This is a genomic window from Kitasatospora purpeofusca, assembly GCF_036010405.1.
Classification (GTDB): Bacteria; Actinomycetota; Actinomycetes; order Streptomycetales; family Streptomycetaceae; genus Kitasatospora; species Kitasatospora purpeofusca.
Map to the genome: position 1 here is coordinate 7,870,616 of NZ_CP108561.1, position 19,902 is coordinate 7,890,517.

General features: G+C 70.4%; 17 protein-coding genes, 1 tRNA gene and 1 pseudogene. 11 read left to right on the forward strand and 8 right to left on the reverse strand.

The annotated features are described in order from the left end of the window. Positions 1 to 177: 177 nt before the first annotated feature. From OG715_RS34395 to OG715_RS34405, 3 genes are read left to right on the forward strand one after another with little or no spacing between them, the layout of a single operon-like run. Positions 178 to 2,271, forward strand: a complete 2,094-nt coding sequence (locus OG715_RS34395; protein WP_266273357.1) for a helix-turn-helix transcriptional regulator — start codon at positions 178 to 180, stop codon at positions 2,269 to 2,271. Continuing rightward, entirely contained in the window at positions 2,268 to 3,245 is a 978-nt protein-coding gene (locus tag OG715_RS34400; RefSeq protein WP_266273356.1) for a hypothetical protein, read from the forward strand. The genes OG715_RS34395 and OG715_RS34400 overlap by 4 nt, the downstream gene beginning before the upstream one ends. Further along, positions 3,242 to 4,153, forward strand: a complete 912-nt coding sequence (locus tag OG715_RS34405) for a DUF6339 family protein (protein ID WP_266273355.1) — start codon at positions 3,242 to 3,244, stop codon at positions 4,151 to 4,153. The genes OG715_RS34400 and OG715_RS34405 overlap by 4 nt, the downstream gene beginning before the upstream one ends. A 58-nt stretch (positions 4,154 to 4,211) precedes the next feature. Here the strand turns inward: OG715_RS34405 and OG715_RS34410 are convergent, their stop codons facing one another. The 5 genes from OG715_RS34410 to OG715_RS34430 form a co-directional block, all read right to left on the reverse strand. Beyond that, positions 4,212 to 5,372 (reverse strand): DNA cytosine methyltransferase, encoded by a 1,161-nt coding sequence (locus OG715_RS34410; protein ID WP_266273354.1) that lies wholly within the window; start codon positions 5,370 to 5,372, stop codon positions 4,212 to 4,214. A gap of 10 nt (positions 5,373 to 5,382) precedes the next feature. Next, positions 5,383 to 6,372, reverse strand: a complete 990-nt coding sequence (locus OG715_RS34415; RefSeq protein ID WP_327064179.1) for a DNA cytosine methyltransferase — start codon at positions 6,370 to 6,372, stop codon at positions 5,383 to 5,385. 40 nt (positions 6,373 to 6,412) lie between these two features. After that, positions 6,413 to 6,874, reverse strand: coding sequence for a very short patch repair endonuclease (locus tag OG715_RS34420; protein ID WP_266273352.1), 462 nt, complete (start codon positions 6,872 to 6,874; stop codon positions 6,413 to 6,415). Between the two features lie 106 nt (positions 6,875 to 6,980). Then, a complete protein-coding gene (locus OG715_RS34425) occupies positions 6,981 to 8,669 on the reverse strand; it encodes an APC family permease (protein WP_266273351.1) in 1,689 nt (562 codons plus the stop codon). Positions 8,670 to 8,953: 284 nt separating this feature from the next. Next, a tRNA-Leu gene (locus OG715_RS34430) sits at positions 8,954 to 9,041 on the reverse strand. Positions 9,042 to 9,440: 399 nt separating this feature from the next. Between OG715_RS34430 and OG715_RS34435 the strand changes: the two genes are divergently transcribed. After that, positions 9,441 to 9,884, forward strand: coding sequence for an ATP-binding protein (locus OG715_RS34435; protein ID WP_266274605.1), 444 nt, complete (start codon positions 9,441 to 9,443; stop codon positions 9,882 to 9,884). Positions 9,885 to 10,064: 180 nt separating this feature from the next. Here OG715_RS34435 and OG715_RS34440 read toward each other — a convergent pair. Further along, positions 10,065 to 11,187 (reverse strand): annotated as a pseudogene (locus tag OG715_RS34440) (IS701 family transposase). Between the two features lie 78 nt (positions 11,188 to 11,265). Continuing rightward, positions 11,266 to 11,682, reverse strand: a complete 417-nt coding sequence (locus tag OG715_RS34445; protein WP_266273349.1) for a DUF5958 family protein — start codon at positions 11,680 to 11,682, stop codon at positions 11,266 to 11,268. Positions 11,683 to 11,927: 245 nt separating this feature from the next. Between OG715_RS34445 and OG715_RS34450 the strand changes: the two genes are divergently transcribed. Then, a complete protein-coding gene (locus OG715_RS34450; RefSeq protein WP_266272551.1) occupies positions 11,928 to 13,235 on the forward strand; it encodes an IS4 family transposase in 1,308 nt (435 codons plus the stop codon). 113 nt (positions 13,236 to 13,348) lie between these two features. Here the strand turns inward: OG715_RS34450 and idi are convergent, their stop codons facing one another. Beyond that, positions 13,349 to 13,999: an isopentenyl-diphosphate Delta-isomerase gene (gene idi, locus OG715_RS34455; protein WP_266273348.1), complete on the reverse strand. Its 651-nt coding sequence runs from the start codon at positions 13,997 to 13,999 to the stop codon at positions 13,349 to 13,351. Between the two features lie 348 nt (positions 14,000 to 14,347). Here idi and OG715_RS34460 point away from each other — a divergent pair, with 348 nt between their 5' ends. From OG715_RS34460 to OG715_RS34485, 6 genes are all read left to right on the forward strand, one after another. Continuing rightward, positions 14,348 to 15,103, forward strand: a complete 756-nt coding sequence (locus tag OG715_RS34460) for a phosphocholine cytidylyltransferase family protein (protein ID WP_266273347.1) — start codon at positions 14,348 to 14,350, stop codon at positions 15,101 to 15,103. Continuing rightward, positions 15,091 to 16,164, forward strand: coding sequence for an iron-containing alcohol dehydrogenase family protein (locus OG715_RS34465; RefSeq protein WP_266273346.1), 1,074 nt, complete (start codon positions 15,091 to 15,093; stop codon positions 16,162 to 16,164). The genes OG715_RS34460 and OG715_RS34465 overlap by 13 nt, the downstream gene beginning before the upstream one ends. Positions 16,165 to 16,255: 91 nt before the next feature. After that, a complete protein-coding gene (locus tag OG715_RS34470; RefSeq protein ID WP_266274603.1) occupies positions 16,256 to 16,993 on the forward strand; it encodes a CDP-alcohol phosphatidyltransferase family protein in 738 nt (245 codons plus the stop codon). A 92-nt stretch (positions 16,994 to 17,085) separates the two neighbouring features. Next, positions 17,086 to 17,931 (forward strand): glycosyltransferase family 2 protein, encoded by an 846-nt coding sequence (locus tag OG715_RS34475; protein WP_266274602.1) that lies wholly within the window; start codon positions 17,086 to 17,088, stop codon positions 17,929 to 17,931. 167 nt (positions 17,932 to 18,098) lie between these two features. Then, on the forward strand, positions 18,099 to 19,040 hold the full coding sequence (locus tag OG715_RS34480) for an ABC transporter permease (RefSeq protein ID WP_266273344.1): 942 nt from the start codon (positions 18,099 to 18,101) through the stop codon (positions 19,038 to 19,040). 64 nt (positions 19,041 to 19,104) lie between these two features. Beyond that, entirely contained in the window at positions 19,105 to 19,881 is a 777-nt protein-coding gene (locus OG715_RS34485) for an ABC transporter ATP-binding protein (RefSeq protein WP_266274601.1), read from the forward strand. Positions 19,882 to 19,902 lie beyond the last annotated feature (21 nt).

Here is a 19,902-nt window from a genome sequence, read left to right on the forward strand (position 1 = left end):
ACCCCGTTGCGAGCAAGATCGAAAACTTCTCGACGGGGGCTGCTGGCGCTGAAACGAGCATGTCGCGTCAAAGGGGATTTGACAAGTGTGATCGTGTCAACCGAAGTGCTAGTCTGATGTCACAAGATCCGCCCGTCCAGGGTGGGAAGCCATCGGAAGCTGTCGGGAGAGGGGTCGATGGAGGAGGAACACTTCGGCGTGTGGTTGGGGCGCCAGCTGCGCCGCGCCGGGATGTCGCAGGCCGAGTTCGCCGAACAACTGGGGCTCACCAGGGCCGCGGTGTCGGCGTGGGTCACCGGTCGGGCACAGCCCCGGCCGGACCTCATGCCCAGGATCGCCGAGCTGCTCGCCACGGACGTGGCCACGGTCGTCACCCGGGACACGGACGCCGGAACGACCAGGCCGGTCCGGTGGCACCACCGGCTCGCCCACCAGGACGGCGGGCGCGAGTACGGCAACGCCGCCGCGTTCGCCTTCGACGCCAACCTCGCAGTACTGGCGCGCGAGGCCACCCAGAACAGCCTCGACGAGCGGTTGGACGTGACCCGGCCGGTACGGATCCGCTTCACCCTGCACGAGCTGAGCGGCGAGCACCTCCACTCCTTCCTCCGGGCGCTGCGCTGGGACGACATCGAGCCGCACTACGACCAGGCCGCGCTGTCCCGCCAGAAGGTCGGTCGGGTGGTTGCCGAGGGGCTGCGCAGCCTACGGGGCCTCGGTGACGAGGAACCGTCGTTGCTCCTCCTGCGGATCGACGACTACAACGCATCCGGCCTGACCGGCCCCGAGTACGGTGACGGGCGGTTCGCTGCAGTGGTCCGCCGCCAGCTCGACAGCCACAAGAGCAGCGACCGGGCGGGCGGATCGTACGGACTCGGCAAGGCCACGCTGTGGGCGGCGAGTCGGCTGGGCCTGGTACTGATCAACAGCACCCTGTCCGCCGCGCACGAGGGTCGCACCGTCCGACGGGTGGTCGGCAGGCTCGACCTCCCGTGGCGAACCGTCGACGACACCGCGTACGCGGGACCGGCATGGCTCGGCGAACCCGACACCGAGAAGGAGCACGAAGGTGTGTCGCGTTCCTGGTGGGCGGACGAGCGGACCGTCGCCGACCTGCACCTCGACCGTGACGGTGACGATCCCGGGACATCCTTCCTGATCGTCGGGGCGCACGACGCGGCGGGCAACTGCACCACACTGCAGGAGATGCAGAACGCGCTGGTCACCGCCCTCGCCGACAACTTCTGGGCCGCCATGACGGCGGGCCGCTCGACCCCTGCCCTCCTGGAGGCCTCGGTCCGGGTCCTCCACAACGGGGAGGCCGTCCTGCCGGAACGGCCGGTCGACCCGCGGGAACACCGACCGGCGCTCACCCATGCTCTACGGGCCTACCTCGACGGCGACACGGTGGAGGAGCTCACCGCCGCCGACCAGGTCGCCGCGGTGCGGGTCAACCTGGACGTCCCGGCGCTTCGGTCCGACGGACGCCGGGTCAAAGGGGTCACCCACGAGGCCGTTCTCCTCGTCACCCCGGCCGACGACTCCGACGAGGAGCACAGCCGGATCGTGTGCATGCGCGGCACCCGGATGACCGTCACCTCCCGACGGCCGCGCAACCTCGGCTTCGGCGCGGACCCGTTCCAGGCCGTACTGCTGGCGGGCTATGCCACGGGGGAGGACGACGCGGCGGTGCACGCCGCCGAGGCATTCCTGCGCGCCGCCGAGCCCCCCGAGCACGACCGTTGGGGTGCGACGGACGACCTGACGGCGACCTACGCCAACGCGCCGAGGAAGTTGTCGGACTTCAACACGGCGATGGACGCGGCCCTTCGCGCGATCGTCGGTCGCCGGTTGGAGCGGCAGGAGTCCGCCGGGCCGGAGGTGCTCCGGAACCTGCTGCGTCTCGACCTGCCGGCCGTCGCCGCGCGAAGGGTGGACGGGCACCCCGCGGTGGAACGGACCAGGGGGCGGGTCGATGCCTCCGGCGCCTGGACACTGGATGTGGTGGTGAAGCTTCCACCACGCGAGGACCCGTGGCTGTTGACGCCGGTCGTCAAGTTCGACGTCCGATCCGGTGGGCGCCCGTCGCTCAAATGGGCGGAGCTGTCGGCCGTCGAGAACTGCAGGATCGTCGAGGGCCGGATCCTGGTGGACCCGGAGGCCCGCACGGCCAGGTTCACGGGCTCCACCGCTGTCGGCAGCCATCCGGTCGCCGCCGCCCTCGCCGGTGTGATCGTGGAGGTTCAGCAGGCCAGGGAGGTTGCCCAGTGAGCACCGTCTACCCTTACCCGACCCTGCTGGGCAGGATCGACGCCTCGGTTCGGAGGGCGAGCATCGACGGCAGGGACCTTCCGCTCTCCTACGTCTCCGAACGGGAGCACGTTGTCGCCCTGCATCAGATAGACCGGGACGACTGGCGTGAAGGGGTGCTGGAGCTGGAGGTCACCGCCCCCGGCGACGAACTGGCCGACGGCCCGTGGGCCGCCGTGACCTGTGTCGCCGTCCTGACCGAGGGCGCCACCAACGCCCGGACCGTCACCCGACTCGAACGCAGCCGTACCGACCGTAAGTGGCGCGGCGAGGTGGTGGTCCGCCGGAGCTCGCACGTGGCACGTGCGACTCTGCAGGTCAGTCTGGTCGGCAGCTACGACGGCGTCGACGGTCGGGTCATCGGAACGGCCGACGAACCCTGGTTCGTCGACCTCCTCGCCCGAACCCCGATCCGGCGCCGCGAGATCGAGATCAGGCAGGAGGACTTCCGCGACGGTCCGCACGAGTGGCTCCACCCCTTCAGGGACTCGCCGTGGCTGGTTGAGACGACGGGCGACCTGCCCGTGGTGTACCTCAACAAGTCCTTCGAGGGTCTGACCGAACTGCTCAACACCCCACGCGGCCCGTTGGAGAAGGCCACCGCCGGACTGGTGGCCGCCCAGGTGGCGGGGGAGGCGTGGACCGCCATGTTCCATGCTGCGCTCGGCGACGTCGAGCTGGACGAGGACGATAGGCCCGAGCTTCCCGACGGTTGGCGAGAAGCCGCACTGCGTGCGATGTTGCCGGACGTCCTTCCCGGCCGACCCCTCGCCGACGCCTTGGCCGAGGCGCACGCCCGCCGGAGTGAGGGGCACGGTTGGGCCGAACTCCAGTCCCGTATCCAGTTCGCGGCGGCCCGCCGGGCCCAGGTCCCCAAGCAGCTGACCACCGCCGTCCGGACCGTCTCGCGCAACCAGGAAGGTGCAAGCCGTTGACCCGACCCGGAACCGACACCCCCGACCGGCTTGCCCTCCTGTCCCCGGCGGTCGCCGCCAAGTATTTGACGGTCGGGGTCCGCGCCGGCAGGGAGCAACTGCCCCAGGTGGCACTGCTGCGCGCGAGCGAGGCCGTCGACGACGACTCCGGTCGCTGGGACACTGCTCCCGTCCGAGAGCTCCTCGACGAGGCGATCCACCGTTTCGGCGACTCGCCCACCGATGCCGACGCCTGGCTGTCGCCCCGGTTGCACGCGACACTCCGGTTGACCCGGGCGGAAGCCGCGCGGCCGGGCCTGTGGAACTTCCTCGCCATGGCGGTCGCGCCGGACTACGTGCTGTGGCGCCACCTCCCGCGCGGCGAGGCCAAGGACGGCGAGCCGCCGACGGTCAGTACTCCCCGATTCACGGGGATCCACTACACCCAGGCCTTCGCCCGCCTGTGGTGGGCGGCCGAGCTGTTCCGTGACGGAGGCGACTACCGGCCGGTCGAGATCGCCTGCCGGAACCAGGACATGCTCAACACGGCGATGCGGCTGGACGCGATCGACCACCGTCCCACCGCCCTGGCGATGGTCCGGATCCTGAAGGGGCTGGCCGAGTCGGGTGCCACTCGGCTGGGTGACCGGGTCAATGCCCTCTGCACGGCGGTGAACGCGGCCGGCAGCACGTTGATGTACGACGTCATCGCCCAGGACGATCTTCCCGATCCGGATGCCCTGGTCTCCTGGGTAACGGAAGCGGACACGGCGCCGTCGGTCCCGTGGGACCGGCTGCCCGACGGTCCGCCCGAGGAGGCGGTGCGCCGCGACTCGGTGGACCGGCTGGCCCGGATGTTCCAGCAGTTCAGCGAGCACGCGCCGTTGCGGGACCGCGGGCGCAAGCGCGAGGCCGAGGCGACCTCGTGACCTGTGGGTGGGGCGGCCCCTTTGCGTAAGGGGCCGCCCCACCCACAGGTCACGAGGTTCAGGCCCCGACGGCCGCCGCTGCCTGCTTCTCGGACTCGACCTGCTGCTTCCACTCGTCCACGGAGTACATCGTGGACGCGCCGGCCGAAGGCTCCCAGGCGTCGAGGCCCTTCAGGGCCACCTCGACGTCCTCCGAGCCCCGACGGAGGGCCGCCGCCAGGACATGGACACCGAGGCGCGGCGGAATGGCATTGCCGATCTGCTGGGCCCGGTCCTTCCCGGACCACGGGTAGTTCGCGGGGAAGGTCTGCAGAACGCCGGACTGGTGGAGCTCGAAGCGCTCCTTGGAATCGGCAGGACTGTCCGGGCGCTTCAGCAGGTTCCGGGACACCTTGCCGGTGACGGTGAAGGCGGGCTCGTCGTGGCTGCGGCGACCGCGGGCCGCGGGGTCACCGCCGGTGCCGTAGTTCGACACCACCTTGTAGGGCGTCCTGACGTCCTTGAGTGCTTCCCCCATGGTGACCCAACGAGGCAGACCGGCATCGTGCGCGTCCTGGGTCGCACCCTTCCGGAACCGCCGATGAGTGGGCTTCGGGAGCTCGACCACGTCGCTCAGCACCGAGTCCGTCGGACGCTTGCGTGCGATCAGGATGGCCCGTCGACGGGTCTGCGGCACGCCGAACTCCTCGGTGTGCAGGACGGCGCATTCGGCGCTGTAGCCCCGCTCCTCCAGGATGCGCTTGTACTCCTGCCAGACCGGCAGTACGGCCGGCACCTGTTCCAGCACGATCGTGTCGTACCCGGGAGCGCCGTCGGCGAGGGCGGTGAGTGCCCAGCGCAGCGGCTCCAGGACGAGGCCGGTCCGTTCGTCCTCGAGAGCGTCGAGCTCCCCCCGTACGTCCTCGCCCTTGGCCATCCGCCTGGCGAAGTCGAGGACCTGGTCCAGAGCCTGCCGTCCCGCGCCCTTGCCCGCGACCGTGAAGGTCTGGCACGGCGGACCGCCGGCCAGCACGTTGGCGTCGAAATGCCCGGGATCCAGTAGGCGGACATCGCCCTTCACCGTGGCCAGCCCGGCCGCGGCACGGGTCTGGCACGCATTGTCGTCCCACTCCACGCCCGTCACCGGAACACCTAGCACATGCGCGGCCATGTCGAGGCCGCCGGGGCCGGCGAAGAGGTCCACGATCTTGAATTCGGGGGTGGTTTCGGGCGAAGACATGGGGTCGATCCTAGCCCGCCAGCGCAGTGGCGATCGAACCACCGACGGCCTCGGCCAGCGGTGGAGGCAAGGCGTGTCCGATCTGGCGGTACGCAGGTGTCTTGAGACCGTGAACGATCCATTCGTCCGGGATGGCCTGGATCGTCGCTGCCTGACGGAGGCTGATCCTCGGTCGGCCGTCGACGGGGAAGTCGGAGTCCGGGGGATCGTTGCTGAGGCTCTTGCCCTCGACTCCCAGCGCCGCCCAGGCCCGCTTGCTGCCGCTGGGGCCGAGGTCCGGTCCACCGTGATTGCCGGAGCCGCCGACGAGGGCCGGCGCCGGCCGGTCGGCCTGTTCGGCCCACTTCTCGGCTCCGGCCCAGCCGTGGGACGCCATCGAGGCGCCGAGAGCCTGGCCGACGGTGGTGGGCGGACAGTCGATCGGCCGGGGCCAGGAGAAGTCGACGCCGCCCCGATCGGCGAACGCGACCAGAAAACCGCTTTTGCGGTTCTGGGGGACACCGAAATCCATGGCGTTCAGAACTGCCCAGTACGACCGGTAGCCGGCGTGGGCGAGTTCTTCCTCGATCCAGCTCCGGTCCTCGGCGAAGGCGTCCTTCGCGACGAGGTCCGGGAGATTCTCCAGCATCAATGCCCTCGGTCGGACGGCGGTCATCAATAGCACCGCCGCGCGCAAAATCCTGCGCCCGGCGTCGTTCCCCGACCGGCCGAGAGCGGTGGCCGACTTGATCCGCGGCAGTCCGCCGCTGAGGAGGTCGACGTCGTAGGTCTGAGGATGCTCCTCCGGATCGAAGTCGACGACGTCCTCGCACAGCACGTCCCAGTGCGGCCGGTTCAGCCGGACCGTCCGGCACGCGTTGTCCTCGTTGTCGATCAGCATGACCGGATCGAATCCGGCCCGTTCCAGCCCGAGAGCCTGAGCACCGACCCCGGAGCAGATCTCCAGCGACGTGAACCTGCGGGACCTCAACGCGCCACCTCCATGAGTCGTTCGACCCAAGACTAGGGGCGGGCACCGACAGTCCGGACGGGCGGGTGGGTCAGGGAGCGCCGCCGGGCGCCGGGGTGTCCGGCGCCTCCGGTACGGGGCCGTCCGGCCGCAGGCGGGTGTAGACCGTCCGGGCGATGCCGGCCGGGGGTTCGTGCTCCCAGAACCGCAGCACCGTCCAGCCGTCCTCGGCCAGGTGCCGGGTGGTGTCCTGGTCGCGGGCGACGTTGCGGTCGAGCTTGGTGCGCCACCACTCGGCGTTGGACTTCGGGCTGGTCGCGTGCTCCGGGCAGCCGTGCCAGAAGCAGCCGTCGAGGAAGACCGCGACCTTCGGTCCGGGGAACAGGATGTCCACGGTGCGCCGGGGCAGCCCCGGGACCTTGGCGTTCACGCGGTAGCGCAGGCCCCAGCGGAACAGCAGCCGTCGGACGGCCAGCTCCTGCGCGGTGTCGCGGGACGCCTGGCGGCTCATACGGGCCGCGACGGACGGGGAGGAAGCGGCGGGCGACGACATGCGGCCCAGTATTCCGCAGCCCTCCGACAGCCCTCCGACAGCGCCGGAGGGGCGCCGCTCCGGGGGATCCCCGGGACGGCGCCCCTCCCGACGGTCGGTGCCGGGCTCAGCCGCGCGGGGCTCCGGCGGGCTCCGCGTCGGCGGCCCGTCCGGTCCCGGCGGTGGTCCCGTCGGCCTCGTCGGCAGCACTCGCGTCCGTGGCCAGTTCGAGCTTGACGGCGGCGAGGCTGGGGTTGGCCCAGGCGCTGCGGACGCCCCAGGCGTAGAAGGCGAGCGCGATCAGCGCGACGACCAGCAGGTCCCAGCCCTCGGGGAGGTAGCCCTCGCCGCCGAAGTCGGTGGAGCCGGCCCAGGAGACGCCGGCCATCACGAACAGGTAGGCGACCATCCAGGCGCCGGCCTTGAGGTGCGGCTTCAGCTCGGCGAACGGCTTGCGCAGCTCGTACCAGGCCCAGATCGGCAGTCCGGCGGCCATCAGCAGGATGACCTTGCCGGTGAGCGGCCAGCGGGCCCAGTAGAGGACGAGCGAGCCGAAGATCATGGCAATCGGGGCGATCACCGGCATCGCGCGCAGCCGGACCGGCCGGGGCAGCTCGGGGGCCAGGCGGCGCAGCGCCATCACGGCGACCGGTCCGGTGATGTAGGAGATCACGGTGGCCACCGAGACGATCTCGGCGAGCGAGCCCCAGCCGCGGAAGACCGCGAGGAAGCAGAAGGCGACGACCAGGTTGAGCACCAGCGCCGGGCGCGGGATGCCGGTCTTCGGGTCGACCCTGCCGAAGAGCTTCGGCAGGTGGCCGTTCTCCTGGACGCCGTGGATCATCCGGGAGGTGGTGGCGGCGTAGATCATGCCGGTGCCGCTGGGGGAGACGAAGGCGTCCGCGTACAGCAGCAGGGCGAGCCAGTTCAGACCCCAGGCGATGGCCAGGTCGGCCAGCGGAGAGGTGTAGCCGAGGCCGCCCCAGCCGTTGGCCAGGTCGGCGGTCGGGACGGCGCCGAGGAAGGCGATCTGCAGCGCGACGTAGATCACCAGGGCGATCAGGATCGAGCCGATCACGGCCTTGGGCAGCGACTTGCCGGGGTCGCGGGCCTCACCGGCCAGGTTGAGCGGCGACTGGAAGCCGTTGAAGGCCCAGACGATGCCGGAGACGGCCACCGCCGTGAACACCGCGCTCCAGCCGTTCGGTGCGAAGCCGCCGTGGTCGGTGAAGTGCGCGGTGTCGAAGTGCGCCAGCAGCAGGGCGCCCGCGGTGAGGGTGGGGACGACGACCTTGAACACCGTGATCGCCGTGTTGGTCTTGGCGAACAGCGTGATCGCGAACCAGTTCAGCGCGAAGTAGACGAGCAGCAGCACACTGGCCACGGCCACGCCGCTGACGGACAGCTCCTGTCCGTCGAAGAGGCCCTTGGCCCAGCCGAAGTCCCAGGAGCTCATGTACTGCACCGAGGCGGTGGCCTCGCCGGGGATGACCGAGACGATCGCGATCCAGTTGGCCCAGGCGGCCAGGTACCCGGCCAGCGAGCCGTGCGAGTACTGGCCGTACCGGACCATGCCGCCGGCCTTGGGGAACATCGAGCCGAGCTCGCTGTAGGTGAGCGCGATGGTCAGGGCGACGGCCGCGCCGATCACCCAGGCGACGATCGAGGCCGGTCCGGCCAGCCGGGCGGCCCGCTCGGCCCCGAAGAGCCAGCCGGAGCCGATGATCGATCCGAGTCCGACCGCGGTGAGGCTGATGGTGCCGAGCGAGCGGCGGTAGTGCTGATGGGATGCCGTCGTCGACTCGGGCTCACTCACCGTATCGGTCCTCTGTCTCGTCGTGTCACTTTGTTTTCCGGACAAACGGGAAGAGCCTAAAGGGCGAAATCGGGCGAAACCTCAACTGGGCCTCAGATTCACCGCAAAACGCCCGATCGTTGCCATCTCGTGTCCGAACCTCTGACCTTCGGCAGGGGCGTGCGGGGACGACCGGAGGGGAGTGTGCGGGGCGCCCGGGAAGGACCGTCGAGGTCCCCGGGGCAAGAAGTGGGGAAAAAAGAAATTCCCCGTGGGAACTCTTGCGAGTTCCCACGGGGAATCGATGGTGTCCGAGGGGGGACTTGAACCCCCACGCCCGATAAAGGGCACTAGCACCTCAAGCTAGCGCGTCTGCCATTCCGCCACCCGGACGGGGTGTGTGCTTCGGGGGTTTTCTGCTCGCCCCCTCGGCGACAGAGAGAACATTACCAGGGTTTCGGAGTGCTTCTCACCTGCGTTTCCCCGGTCGGGATGGTGGGGGGCGGCGGTACGGATCGCTGCTGTGCGCGAACCGGTGGTTCAAGGACGGTAAACGGTCGAGTTGCGGCAGATGAACGATCGGTACCGATCGACTCTGGTCCGACACGGGCAAGTTGTCGACGGTGCCACGGCCCCGGGGGTGGCTCTCCTAGCCTCTGTGGACCGAGGGCGCCATGAGCGGAACGCCTGATTCCCGGGGTCGCGGACGAAGGGCGGCTGGACGTGGAGCGGATCAGCGAGGACGAGACGGCGCCGAAGGCGCCGGAGAAACGGGTGACCGCCGCGTCGGCAGTGGCGCGCGGCGGTCCTGTCGAGGGGGTGTGGCGCTTCACCGTGCCCGCCGAGCAGGCCTCGGTCCCGCGTACCCGGCACGCGGTGCGTGACCGGCTGCTGGCCCAGGGCATGGCGGAGATCCGCTACCAGGAGCTGGTGGACGACCTGCTGCTGATCGTCTCGGAGCTGGTCGGCAACGCGGTGACCCACGCCGCCGAGCTGTCGCCGGAGGTGACCACCGAGCTGGTGGTGCGGGGCGGCTGGGTGCGGGTCTCGGTCGAGGACGGCGACCCGTACCGGCCGAAGGCCCTGGCGGCCGACATCGGGCGGACCGGCGGGCGCGGGCTGCTGCTGGTCAAGAGCGTCACGCTGCAGGCCGGCGGCGTCTGCGACGTGGAGCAGGCGGGGCAGGGCGGCAAGGTCATCTGGGCCTCGCTGCCGCTCCCGCGCGAGGCGCCCTAGTACTCCAGTGCGACTTCGTGATCTAGGTGTTTGAGCCGTTGGTGAGTCGTCGTCGGTAATGGCAGCGTCTGGCCTGTGCTTGGTGGAGTCTGCGCCAGGTTGACCAGGCCAGAAGGCGGTTCGGCGGTGCGGTCGGCTGTCTGAACAGCGTGCCGATGAGATGGCGTATCTCCGGGATGGTCAGGTCGATCGGGTCACTGCTGCGGGCAGGAAGGTTCGGGTCGGTGCTCCGGTTGGGCTTCGTGCTGACAGCGACGGCGGCGAGGAAGGCCAGCGCGAGCATGGCCAGGGTGATGTGGCGGTGCCAGGAAGTCCAGTGACGGACCTGGTAGTGGTCCAGGCCGACCTGACCTTTCGCGGCTTGGAAGCACTCCTCGATGCACCACCTGATCCCAGCGACGCGCACCAGCGTGGACAGGGGCACCTCGCCCGGTGACCAGCACAGGTAGAAGGCGAGTTCGCCGGTTGCGGGGTTGCGGCGGATCAGCAGGAACCGGTTCCTGTCGGCGCCGATCTGAACCCACGCCCAGTCGTAGTAGCGCGGGCCCTTCGCTCCGGCGCCGGCGCTCTGCCGGTGCCAGACGTCCCGGGGCAGGGCGGTGGCCACGGCGTCGGCCCGCGCCACCGTGCGGTCCTGGTCGATCCGCACCCTGGTGGTGCAGGCGACCGCCAGGACATAGCCGATCCCGCGTGCCTCCAGGGCGGAGCGAAGCTGGGGGTCCTGGCCGTAGACCTCGTCTCCGGTCACCCAGGAGGAGGCGCACCCGGCATCCAGGGCCGCTTCGATCATCTGCAGGGCCAGGCGGGGCTTGGTGGCGAACTCGACCTGCTCGGGAACGCCGGAGCCCGACCGGCGCTCGGGATCCCGGCACCAGGTGTGCTCGGGGAGGTAGAGCCGACGGTCAATCAGGGCCCTTCCCTGCGAAGACGCGTAAGCGAGAAACACCCCGACCTGGGCATTTTCGATCCGCCCGGCACTGCCGGTGTACTGCCGCTGCACGCCCGCCGAACGGAGGCCCTTCTTCAAGAAGCCCGTCTCGTCCACGACCAACACCCCGTCACCGCCGAGGTGGTCCAGCACGTAGGAACGGACCTCGTCGCGCACCTCGTCGGCGTCCCAGCGTGCGCTTCGCAGCAGCCGCTGCATCGCGCCGGGGCGAGCATGGCCGGCTTCCTCGGCCAGCTGCCAGCAATTCTTGCGTTCGACGCCGGACAGCAGTCCGAGGACGAACGCCCGTGCCGTCGCCCTCGGTTCCACTCGTCGGAAACGGCCCGCGATGCGGGTCATGGCCTGGTCGAACATCGCCCGCCAGCGGGCAGGGTCTACGCTATGGCCTGCGGCCACCGCACCATCTTCAGAAGTCCACACAACCTCTGATGATCACGCGGTGGCCGCTTCCGTATCCGCCCCTGCCACCAATTGGTGCCAGGCATGGGTGCATCCGTCGACGCAGAACCGCTTCCGGCGGCGCTTGTCCGCCACCCCCAGCAGCGCGACAAGCAGCCGAAACGCCTTCACGCGCTCGTCCTGCGGCAGATTGATGATCTTTGTCAGCTGCCCGGCCACCTGCCCACGCGTGATCAGCACCGCCGGGGTGTGCGTCGGCCGGATACCGGCGAGTCGCACGCTCTCGGGCCCGTCCGCCACCGTCGCGCGCGCCTGAATGCAGTGTCCGCCCAGATCCCGAAGGACCTCGAACTGGTCCTCGGAGGGAAGGGCTTCGAACCATTCGACACCCTGCCCGAGCGGGCGCAGCCCCTGCGCGAGTTCGTTCAACATGACCGTGCGCTCGTCCATCCGCCCACCTCCGCGACTCGGCTGAGGCCAGTAGACCCCGTGGGTCATCGAACCAGATCGCAAAGTATGACTGGAGTACTAGACGCAACGCCGTTCAGTTAGGCGTGGGGTCCGTTCGTCAAGACCGGTGAACGAGACAGCGGAGCTGCTGTAGAAGAGGTCTGTCACTCCAAGACATCCTCACCACAGGAGCTCCGCTGTTGGAACAGGCTGCCATATCAAGGACGTTCGGGGTAGCGGCCGGGGTGTTCGCCCCAGGCCATCTTGGTGAATTGACCCGGATCGTGCCGTTCGAGATGGTCGACGAGGTGCTGGTGGCGACCCGGGCGGTCGAGCGGCGGATCCGGCTGGTGCCGGCGCGGGTCACCGTGTATCTCCTGCTGGCCGGGGCGTTGTTCGCCGAACTCGGCTACCAGCAGGTCTTCGACCGGTTGCGCGCCGGTCTGGCAGGCCTGGCGCCCGCCCGGCCGAGCGGCAGCGCGTTGCGGCAGGCCCGCCAGCGCCTGGGGCCAGCGCCGCTGAAGGCACTGTTCGACCTGGTGCGCGGCCCGGCGGCCACGACCGCGGCCCAGGCGCGGTGGCGCGGGCTGCTGGTGGTCGCGGTCGACGGCACGCTCCTGCCCGTGCCGGACGCCCCGGCCAACCTGGCCGTCTTCACCAAGCAGCGGTGCAACAACGGGTCCGGCGGCTACCCGCAGATCCGGCTGACAGCACTGGTGGCCTGCGGAACGAGGGCGGTGGTAGGAGCCGTGTTCGGCCCGGCCACCACCGGCGAGCTGGAATACGCCGGCCGCCTGGCAGGTGATCTGCGCGCAGGGATGCTGCTGCTGGGCGACCGCAACTTCGCCGCCGCCGACCTGCTGAACCGCCTGGCCGCCACCGGCGCCGACCTGCTGGTGCGGTGCAAGTCCGGCCGCAGGCTGCCGCCGGTGGCCCGCTGCGGCGACGGCTCGTTCCTGGCCCGGCTCGGCACGCTGACCGTCCGGATCATCGACGCCGAGATCAGCATCGTCACGTCCCGAGGGGCCCGCACCGGCCACTACCGGCTGCTGACCACCCTCACCGATCCGTCGGAGCACCCCGCCCGCGAACTCGTCCGGCTCTACCACGAACGCTGGGAGATCGAGACGGCCTACGCGGAGCTCAAGTCCACGATCCTGGGCGGCCGGGTCCTGCGCGCCCGCACCCCGGCCGGGGTCGAGCAGGAGGTCTGGGCCCTGCTGGTCGCCTACCAGGCGCTGCGGACCGCAATGACCGACGCCACCGACAGCATCCCGGGCACCGACCCCGACCGGGCCGGCTTCACCGTCGCCCTGTCCGCCGCCCGCGACCAGCTGATCCTGGCCACAGGCCTCATCGCCGACACCACGATCGACCTGGTCGGAGCCATCGGCCGCAACGTGCTCGCCCACCTCCTGCCCCAGCGGCGGGTCCGCACCAAGGACCGCATCGTCAAACGCGCGATCTCCAAGTACAACGCACGCGGACCCGCCATCGACCGCGCCACCTACAAGGCCACCATCAGCATCAACATGCTCACAACCGACCCTTGACACGGTCCCGACCGCCCTAACTGAACAGCGTTGGTACTAGACGGGGCGCCCCGGAGGGAACGGGTCCGGTCCGGGATGCGGGGCCGCCCCGCGGCGGCCCCGCCCGGAGCGGTCTACCAGTCCTTCCCGGCGATCTCGCGGATCCCCGGCAGGGCGGCCTCGAAGACGGTCCGGAACCACACCGAGAACGGCCGCTCCGCCTCCAGCTCGCGCAGCTCCTCGGCGGTCACGAAGGCGTAGTCGTCCACCTCGTCCGGGTCGGGCCGCACCGGCGCGGTGACCAGGCCCACGAACAGGTGGTTCCACTCCCGCTCGATCAGGCCGGTGGCCTCGTCCGGCAGGTCGTAGCGGACCGTGCCCGCCTCGCAGAGCAGCGCCGGGGCGACCCCCAGCTCCTCCGCGGTGCGCCGGGCGGCGGCCACGAACGGCGGCTCGTCGGGGTACGGGTGGCCGCAGCAGGTGTTCGACCAGACCCCGGGGGAGTGGTACTTGCCCAGGGCCCGGCGCTGGAGCAGCATCCGGCCCTGGCGGTCGAAGAGGAAGACCGAGAAGGCCCGGTGCAGCCGCCCGGGCTGCTGGTGCGCCCAGTGCTTCTCCGCGGTGCCGATGGTCACGCCCTCGTCGTCGACCAGCTCCAGCAGGATCTCCTCCGGAGTACCGGCGGCCGCGGCGGCGTCGACGTCCGTCTCGACATCGAGGCCGGTGTCGAGACCGGTGTCCAGCCCGGCGGGGGCGGTCGGATCGGTCGGCAGACTCTGGGGCATGAGGCCTCTTTCGGCAGCTTCGGGAGCACGGTGAGCAACCACGGCACGCACCGGTGGCGACGCGCCCCAGTCTGCCGTACGGGTGGCACGGGCGAGGGGCCCGACGCACAACCCGGCGGCCGAGGGGCTCCCGGCGGCCCGGGACGGGTGTCGGATTAGCAGAACCGTTCGGAATGTGTTCGATGTGTGTTCGAGTGTCCGGCCGCGTTCTGGCAGGTAGTCGTGGTCGCCTACCATCACATAGGACACTGCGGCCGCATCTCGGCCCCGGCGCGCCACCGCCGGTGACCCGGAAGACTCCCGGAGCCGGGCGCGGCCGCGCTCAGCACGACGGATCAGGAGACCCGCATGATCGGCCTCGTTCTGGCAGCCGGCGCCGGCCGCCGGCTGCGCCCTTACACCGACACCCTGCCCAAGGCGCTGGTGCCGGTCGACGGGGAACGGACCGTCCTGGACCTCACCCTCGGAAACTTCGCCGAGGTCGGCCTGCGCGAGGCGGCGATCGTCGTCGGCTACCGCAAGGAGGCGGTCGAGGAGCGCAAGGAGGCGCTGGAGCGGAAGTACGGCGTCAAGCTCACCCTGGTCGAGAACGACAAGGCCGAGGAGTGGAACAACGCCTACTCGCTCTGGTGCGCCCGTGAGCTCTTCACCGAGGGCCTGCTGCTCGCCAACGGCGACACCGTCCACCCGGTCTCGGTCCAGCAGACCATGCTGGAGGCCGACGCCCGGCTGACCGCCGAGGGCCGCGCGCCCGGCATCCTGCTCGCCCTCGACACGGTGAAGAAGCTCGCCGACGAGGAGATGAAGGTGGTCGTCGACCCGGCCGCCGGCATGCGCCGCATCACCAAGCTGATGGACCCGGCGGAGGCCACCGGCGAGTACATCGGCGTCACCGTGATCAACCCGGCCGCCGCCGCCGACCTCGCCGACGCGCTGCGCGCCACCTACGAGCGCGACCCGCAGCTGTACTACGAGGACGGCTACCAGGAGATGGTGAACCGGGGCCTGCGGATCGACGTCCAGCCGATCGGCGAGGTCTCCTGGGTCGAGGTCGACAACCACGCCGACCTGGCGAAGGCGCGGGAGATCGCGTGCCAGTACTGACCCGGCTGGTGCCCTCGCCGCTCTTCGTGGAGATCCGCCCGGACGCGCTGGACGCGCTCGGCGGCATCCTCGCCGACCAGCGGCTGTCCGCCTCGGGCCGGATCGCGGTGGCGATCAGCAACGGCTCGGGTTCGGTGCTGCGGGCCCGGCTGGAGCCGGCCCTGCCCGGCGCCGACTGGTACAGCGTGGCGGACGGCAGCCTCGACAGCGCGGTGCTGCTCGCGGACGAGATCCGCGGCGGTGTGCGCGGCGGCCACTACGACACCATCGTCGCCCTGGGCGGCGGCAAGATCATCGACGTGGCCAAGTACGCCGCCGCGCGGCTCGGCCTGCCGCTGGTCTCGGTCCCGACCAACCTTGCCCACGACGGCATCTGCTCGCCGGTCTCGACCCTCGACAACGACGCCGGGCGCGGCTCCTACGGGGTGCCGAGCCCGATCGGCATCGTGATCGACCTGGACGTGATCCAGGGCGCCCCGCCGCGCTTCGTCGCGGCCGGCATCGGCGACATCGTCTCCAACATCTCGGCCTGCGCCGACTGGGAGCTGTCGCACGCCGAGACCGGTGAACCGGTGGACGGACTGGCCGTCGCGATGGCCCGTTCGGCGGGCGAGAACCTGCTGCGGCACCCAGGAAACCTTCAGGATCAGGGCTTCCTCACCGCCCTCGCCGAGGCACTGGTACTGTCCGGCATCGCGATGAACATCGCTGGCAGCACCCGGCCCTCGTCGGGCGCCTGCCACGAGATCTCGCATGCCCTGGACGTGCTGTATCCCAAGCGGTCCGCCCAGCACGGCGAACAGGTCGGCCTCGGCGCCGCCTTCGCCAGCTTCCTGCGGGGCGAGCGCGAGCTGACCGGTCTGATCGTGGAGCGCCTGGCGCACCACGGCCTGCCGGTGACCGCCGCTCAGATCGGTTTCACCGAGGCGGAGTTCACCGAGGCGGTGCACTACGCTCCGAATACCCGGCCGGGCCGTTTCACCATCCTCGAACACCTCGACCTCTCCCCTTCCGCAATCAGGGACGCGTACGCCGACTATGTCCAAGCCGTCAACAGCTGACCGTTCCGCCGCCGCCGGGTCCACGCCGCCGGTCGACCTGACCCGCCGCCCCTCGATCGAGGAGCTGCGCGCGGTCATCCACCCGGAGGGCATGCTCCAGCGCCGCAGTGCCGAGCACTGGGCCGGCCGCCTCTACATGCGGCGGATCTCGCTGCGGATCACCCGGGTGCTCTCCACGGTCACGGCGATCACGCCCAACGGCCTGACCTATCTGATGATGCTCACCGGCATCCTGGCCGGCGCCGCGCTGATCGTCCCCGGGATCGCCGGCGCGGTGCTGGCGGCCCTGCTGATCCAGCTCTACCTGCTGCTGGACTGCGTGGACGGCGAGGTCGCCCGCTGGCGCCGGCAGACCTCGCTCACCGGCGTCTACCTGGACCGGGTCGGCCACTACATGTCCGAGGCGGCCCTGCTGACCGGCCTCGGTCTGCGCGCCACCGACCTGCTGCACCGCGAGGGCAGCGCCGCGCAGTGGGAGTGGGCCTTCCTCGGCACGCTGGCCGCGCTCGGCGCGATCCTGATCAAGTCGGAGACCGACCTGGTCGACGTGGCCCGCGCCCGCAGCGGTCTGACGGCGGTGGAGGACAGCGCCTCGGTGCCGCGCTCGGCCGGTGTCGCCAAGGCCCGCCGGGCGGCCTCGGTGCTCAAGTTCCACCGGCTGGTCGGCGCGGTCGAGGCCTCGCTGTTCATCCTCGCCGCCGGTGTCGCCGACCTCGTGCACGGCGGCCTCTTCTTCACCCGGATCGCGGTGGTCGTACTGGCCGCGATCGCGATGCTGCAGACCGTGCTTCACCTGCTGAGCATCGTCCTGTCGAGCAGGCTCCGGTGAGCGGCGTGACGGAGCCGGGCGTGACGGACACGTCGGCGCAGACCCCCGCCACCGGTGCCGACGCCTTCCGGCTCGGCGCGGTGATCATCACCATGGGCAACCGCCCGGACGAGCTGACCGCCCTGATCGAGTCGGTCCGCGCCCAGCAGGGCCCGGCCGTCGAGCTGGCCGTCGTCGCCAACGGCGCCCCGCTGCCGCCCCTCCCGTCCGGTGTGCGCTTCGTCGAGCTGCCGGAGAACCTCGGCATCCCGGGCGGCCGCAACGTCGGCATCGAGCTGTTCGGCCGCGACGGCCGGGACGTCGACGCGGTGCTGTTCCTGGACGACGACGGCCGGCTGCCCGGCACCGACTCGGCCCGGCTGCTGCGCGAGGCCTTCACGGCCGACCCGGAGCTCGGCATCGTGAGCTTCCGGATCGCCGATCCGGAGACCGGCGTCACCCAGCGCCGGCACGTGCCCCGGCTGCGCGCCAGCGACCCGCTGCGCTCCTCCCGGGTGACCACCTTCCTCGGCGGGGCGAGCGCGGTGCGCTGCGCGGTGTTCGAGAACGCCGGACAGCTGCCCGCCGAGTTCTTCTACGCCCACGAGGAGACCGACCTCGCCTGGCGCGCGCTGGACGCGGGCTGGGCCATCGACTACCGGGCCGACGTGGTGCTGCACCACCCCACCACCTCGCCCGCCCGGCACGCCTCGTACTTCCACAACGTGGCCCGGAACAGGGTTTGGCTCGCCCGACGGAACCTTCCGGCCCTCTTCGTACCTCTGTACCTGGGAACCTGGTTCCTGCTCACGTTGGCCCGCCGACCCTCCCCCGAGGCGTTCAAGGCCTGGTGGGGCGGGTTCCGGGCGGGCTGGCGCGAACCCTGCGGTACGCGGCGGCCCATGCGATGGCGTACCGTTTGGCGACTGACCAGGCTGGGCCGACCGCCGGTCATCTGATCCGTCCGGCGACCGTCCGGTGACCTGCGGTGACCGGACGGCAGGTCGGTCGTCGGGCCGGTGACCACACACCGGCCGCACTCCCCCCGAGATCCCAGTGGATCCCCATCGGCGCAAGGCCGGCGGACCCCCGTCGACCGGCCCGCCCCGACGATCCCGCGTGAAGGATGAATGTGTCGACAGTGAGTGAACCCGTCAGCCTCTCAGCCCCGAGGGGGGCGGACGCGGGCCTGACTCCCAAGCAGCTCGCGGAAAAGTACGGCCTGACGGTGAGCGGCAGAAGGCCCGGTCTCTTCGCCTACTCGAAGCAGCTCTGGGCCCGGCGTCACTTCATCTGGGCCTTCGCCACCGCGCGCCTGGTGGCCCAGTACACCGACGCCAAGCTCGGGCAGGTCTGGCAGGTCGTGACGCCGCTGCTGAACTGCGCGGTGTTCTACCTGGTCTTCGGCGAGATCCTGAAGAACAAGGACGACAACCCGTACTACGTCGCCTGGCTCTGCATCGGCGTCTTCATCTTCCAGTTCACCCAGAACGCGGTGCAGTCGGGCACCCGGGCGATCTCGGACAACCTCGGGCTGATCCGGGCGCTGCACTTCCCGCGCGCCTCGCTGCCGATCGCCTTCACCGTGATCCAGCTCCAGCAGCTGCTGATCTCGATGGTCGTGCTGTTCGCCGTCGTCCTCATGAACGGCATCGAGCCGGGCCGGACCTGGGTCCTGGTGATCCCCGCCCTGCTGCTGCAGTCGATGTTCAACACCGGTGTCGCCCTGATCTTCTCCCGGGTCGGTGCCAAGACCAGCGACATCTCCCAGCTGATCCCGTTCGCGATGCGCGCCTGGCTGTTCCTCTCCGGCGTCATGTACAGCATCTCCGACAAGATCAAGGACTGGCCGCCGTTCTGGCAGAAGGTGATGGAGCTCAACCCGGCCTCGGTCTACATCGACCTGGTCCGGCACGCGTTGGCGCCGATCATCTACAACAAGCACGAGAAGGTCTTCCTGGAGTTCCCCCCGCACCAGTGGAAGTACGCGATCGCCTGGGGCGTGGGCATGCTGGTCATCGGATACGTCTTCTTCTGGAAGGCTGAGGAGGAGTACGGGCGTGGCTGACACAGACGTTCGAGGGGCCGACCTGCGCAAGGACCTGGAGGACGCGCTTCCTCCCCGCCGCAAGGTGTTCGACGCCGACGTGGCCCGCGACCCCACGGTCGTGGTCGACGACGTGCACATCGTCTACCGGGTGCACGGGGCGGGCTCCGGCAAGGGCAGCGCCACCTCCGCGATGAGCCGGATCATCAGCCGCAGGCGCTCGTCCGGCGTCCGCGAGGTGCACGCGGTGAAGGGCGTCAGCTTCACCGCGTACAAGGGTGAGGCGATCGGCCTGATCGGCTCCAACGGCTCCGGCAAGTCCACCATGCTGGCGGCCATCGCCGGTCTGCTGCCGACCGAGCAGGGCGGCATCTACACCAACGGCCAGCCCTCGCTGCTCGGCGTCAATGCCGCGCTGATGAACGAGCTGACCGGTGAGCGCAACGTCGTCCTCGGCTGCCTCGCCATGGGCATGTCGCCGGCCGATGTGCGCAGCCGCTACCAGGAGATCGTCGAATTCTCGGGCATCAACGAGAAGGGCGACTTCATCTCGCTGCCGATGCGCACCTACTCCTCCGGCATGGGTGCCCGGCTGCGCTTCGCGATCGCCGCCGCCAAGACCCACGACGTGCTGCTCATCGACGAGGCGCTGGCCACCGGCGACCAGGCGTTCCAGGCCCGCAGCAAGAAGCGGATCGAGGAGCTGCGCGCGTCGGCCGGTACGGTCTTCCTGGTCAGCCACGACAACGCGTCGATCCGCGAGACCTGCGAGCGGACCATCTGGATCGAGGCCGGCGAGATGATCATGGACGGTCCGACCGAGGACGTCGTCCTCGCCTACGAGCGCGGCGAGCGCCCGTAGGGTCGTCCGGCACCGCACCCG

Coding starts and splice junctions, on each gene's coding strand:
- OG715_RS34460 (WP_266273347.1), top strand. CDS start 14,348: ATGATCGGCCTCGTTCTGGCAGCCGGCGCCGGCCGCCGGCTGCGCCCT.
- OG715_RS34410 (WP_266273354.1), bottom strand. CDS start 5,372: ATGTCTTCGCCCGAAACCACCCCCGAATTCAAGATCGTGGACCTCTTC.
- idi (WP_266273348.1), bottom strand. CDS start 13,999: ATGCCCCAGAGTCTGCCGACCGATCCGACCGCCCCCGCCGGGCTGGAC.
- OG715_RS34470 (WP_266274603.1), top strand. CDS start 16,256: ATGCTCCAGCGCCGCAGTGCCGAGCACTGGGCCGGCCGCCTCTACATG.
- OG715_RS34420 (WP_266273352.1), bottom strand. CDS start 6,874: ATGTCGTCGCCCGCCGCTTCCTCCCCGTCCGTCGCGGCCCGTATGAGC.
- OG715_RS34480 (WP_266273344.1), top strand. CDS start 18,099: ATGAATGTGTCGACAGTGAGTGAACCCGTCAGCCTCTCAGCCCCGAGG.
- OG715_RS34445 (WP_266273349.1), bottom strand. CDS start 11,682: ATGGACGAGCGCACGGTCATGTTGAACGAACTCGCGCAGGGGCTGCGC.
- OG715_RS34475 (WP_266274602.1), top strand. CDS start 17,086: ATGGGCAACCGCCCGGACGAGCTGACCGCCCTGATCGAGTCGGTCCGC.
- OG715_RS34395 (WP_266273357.1), top strand. CDS start 178: ATGGAGGAGGAACACTTCGGCGTGTGGTTGGGGCGCCAGCTGCGCCGC.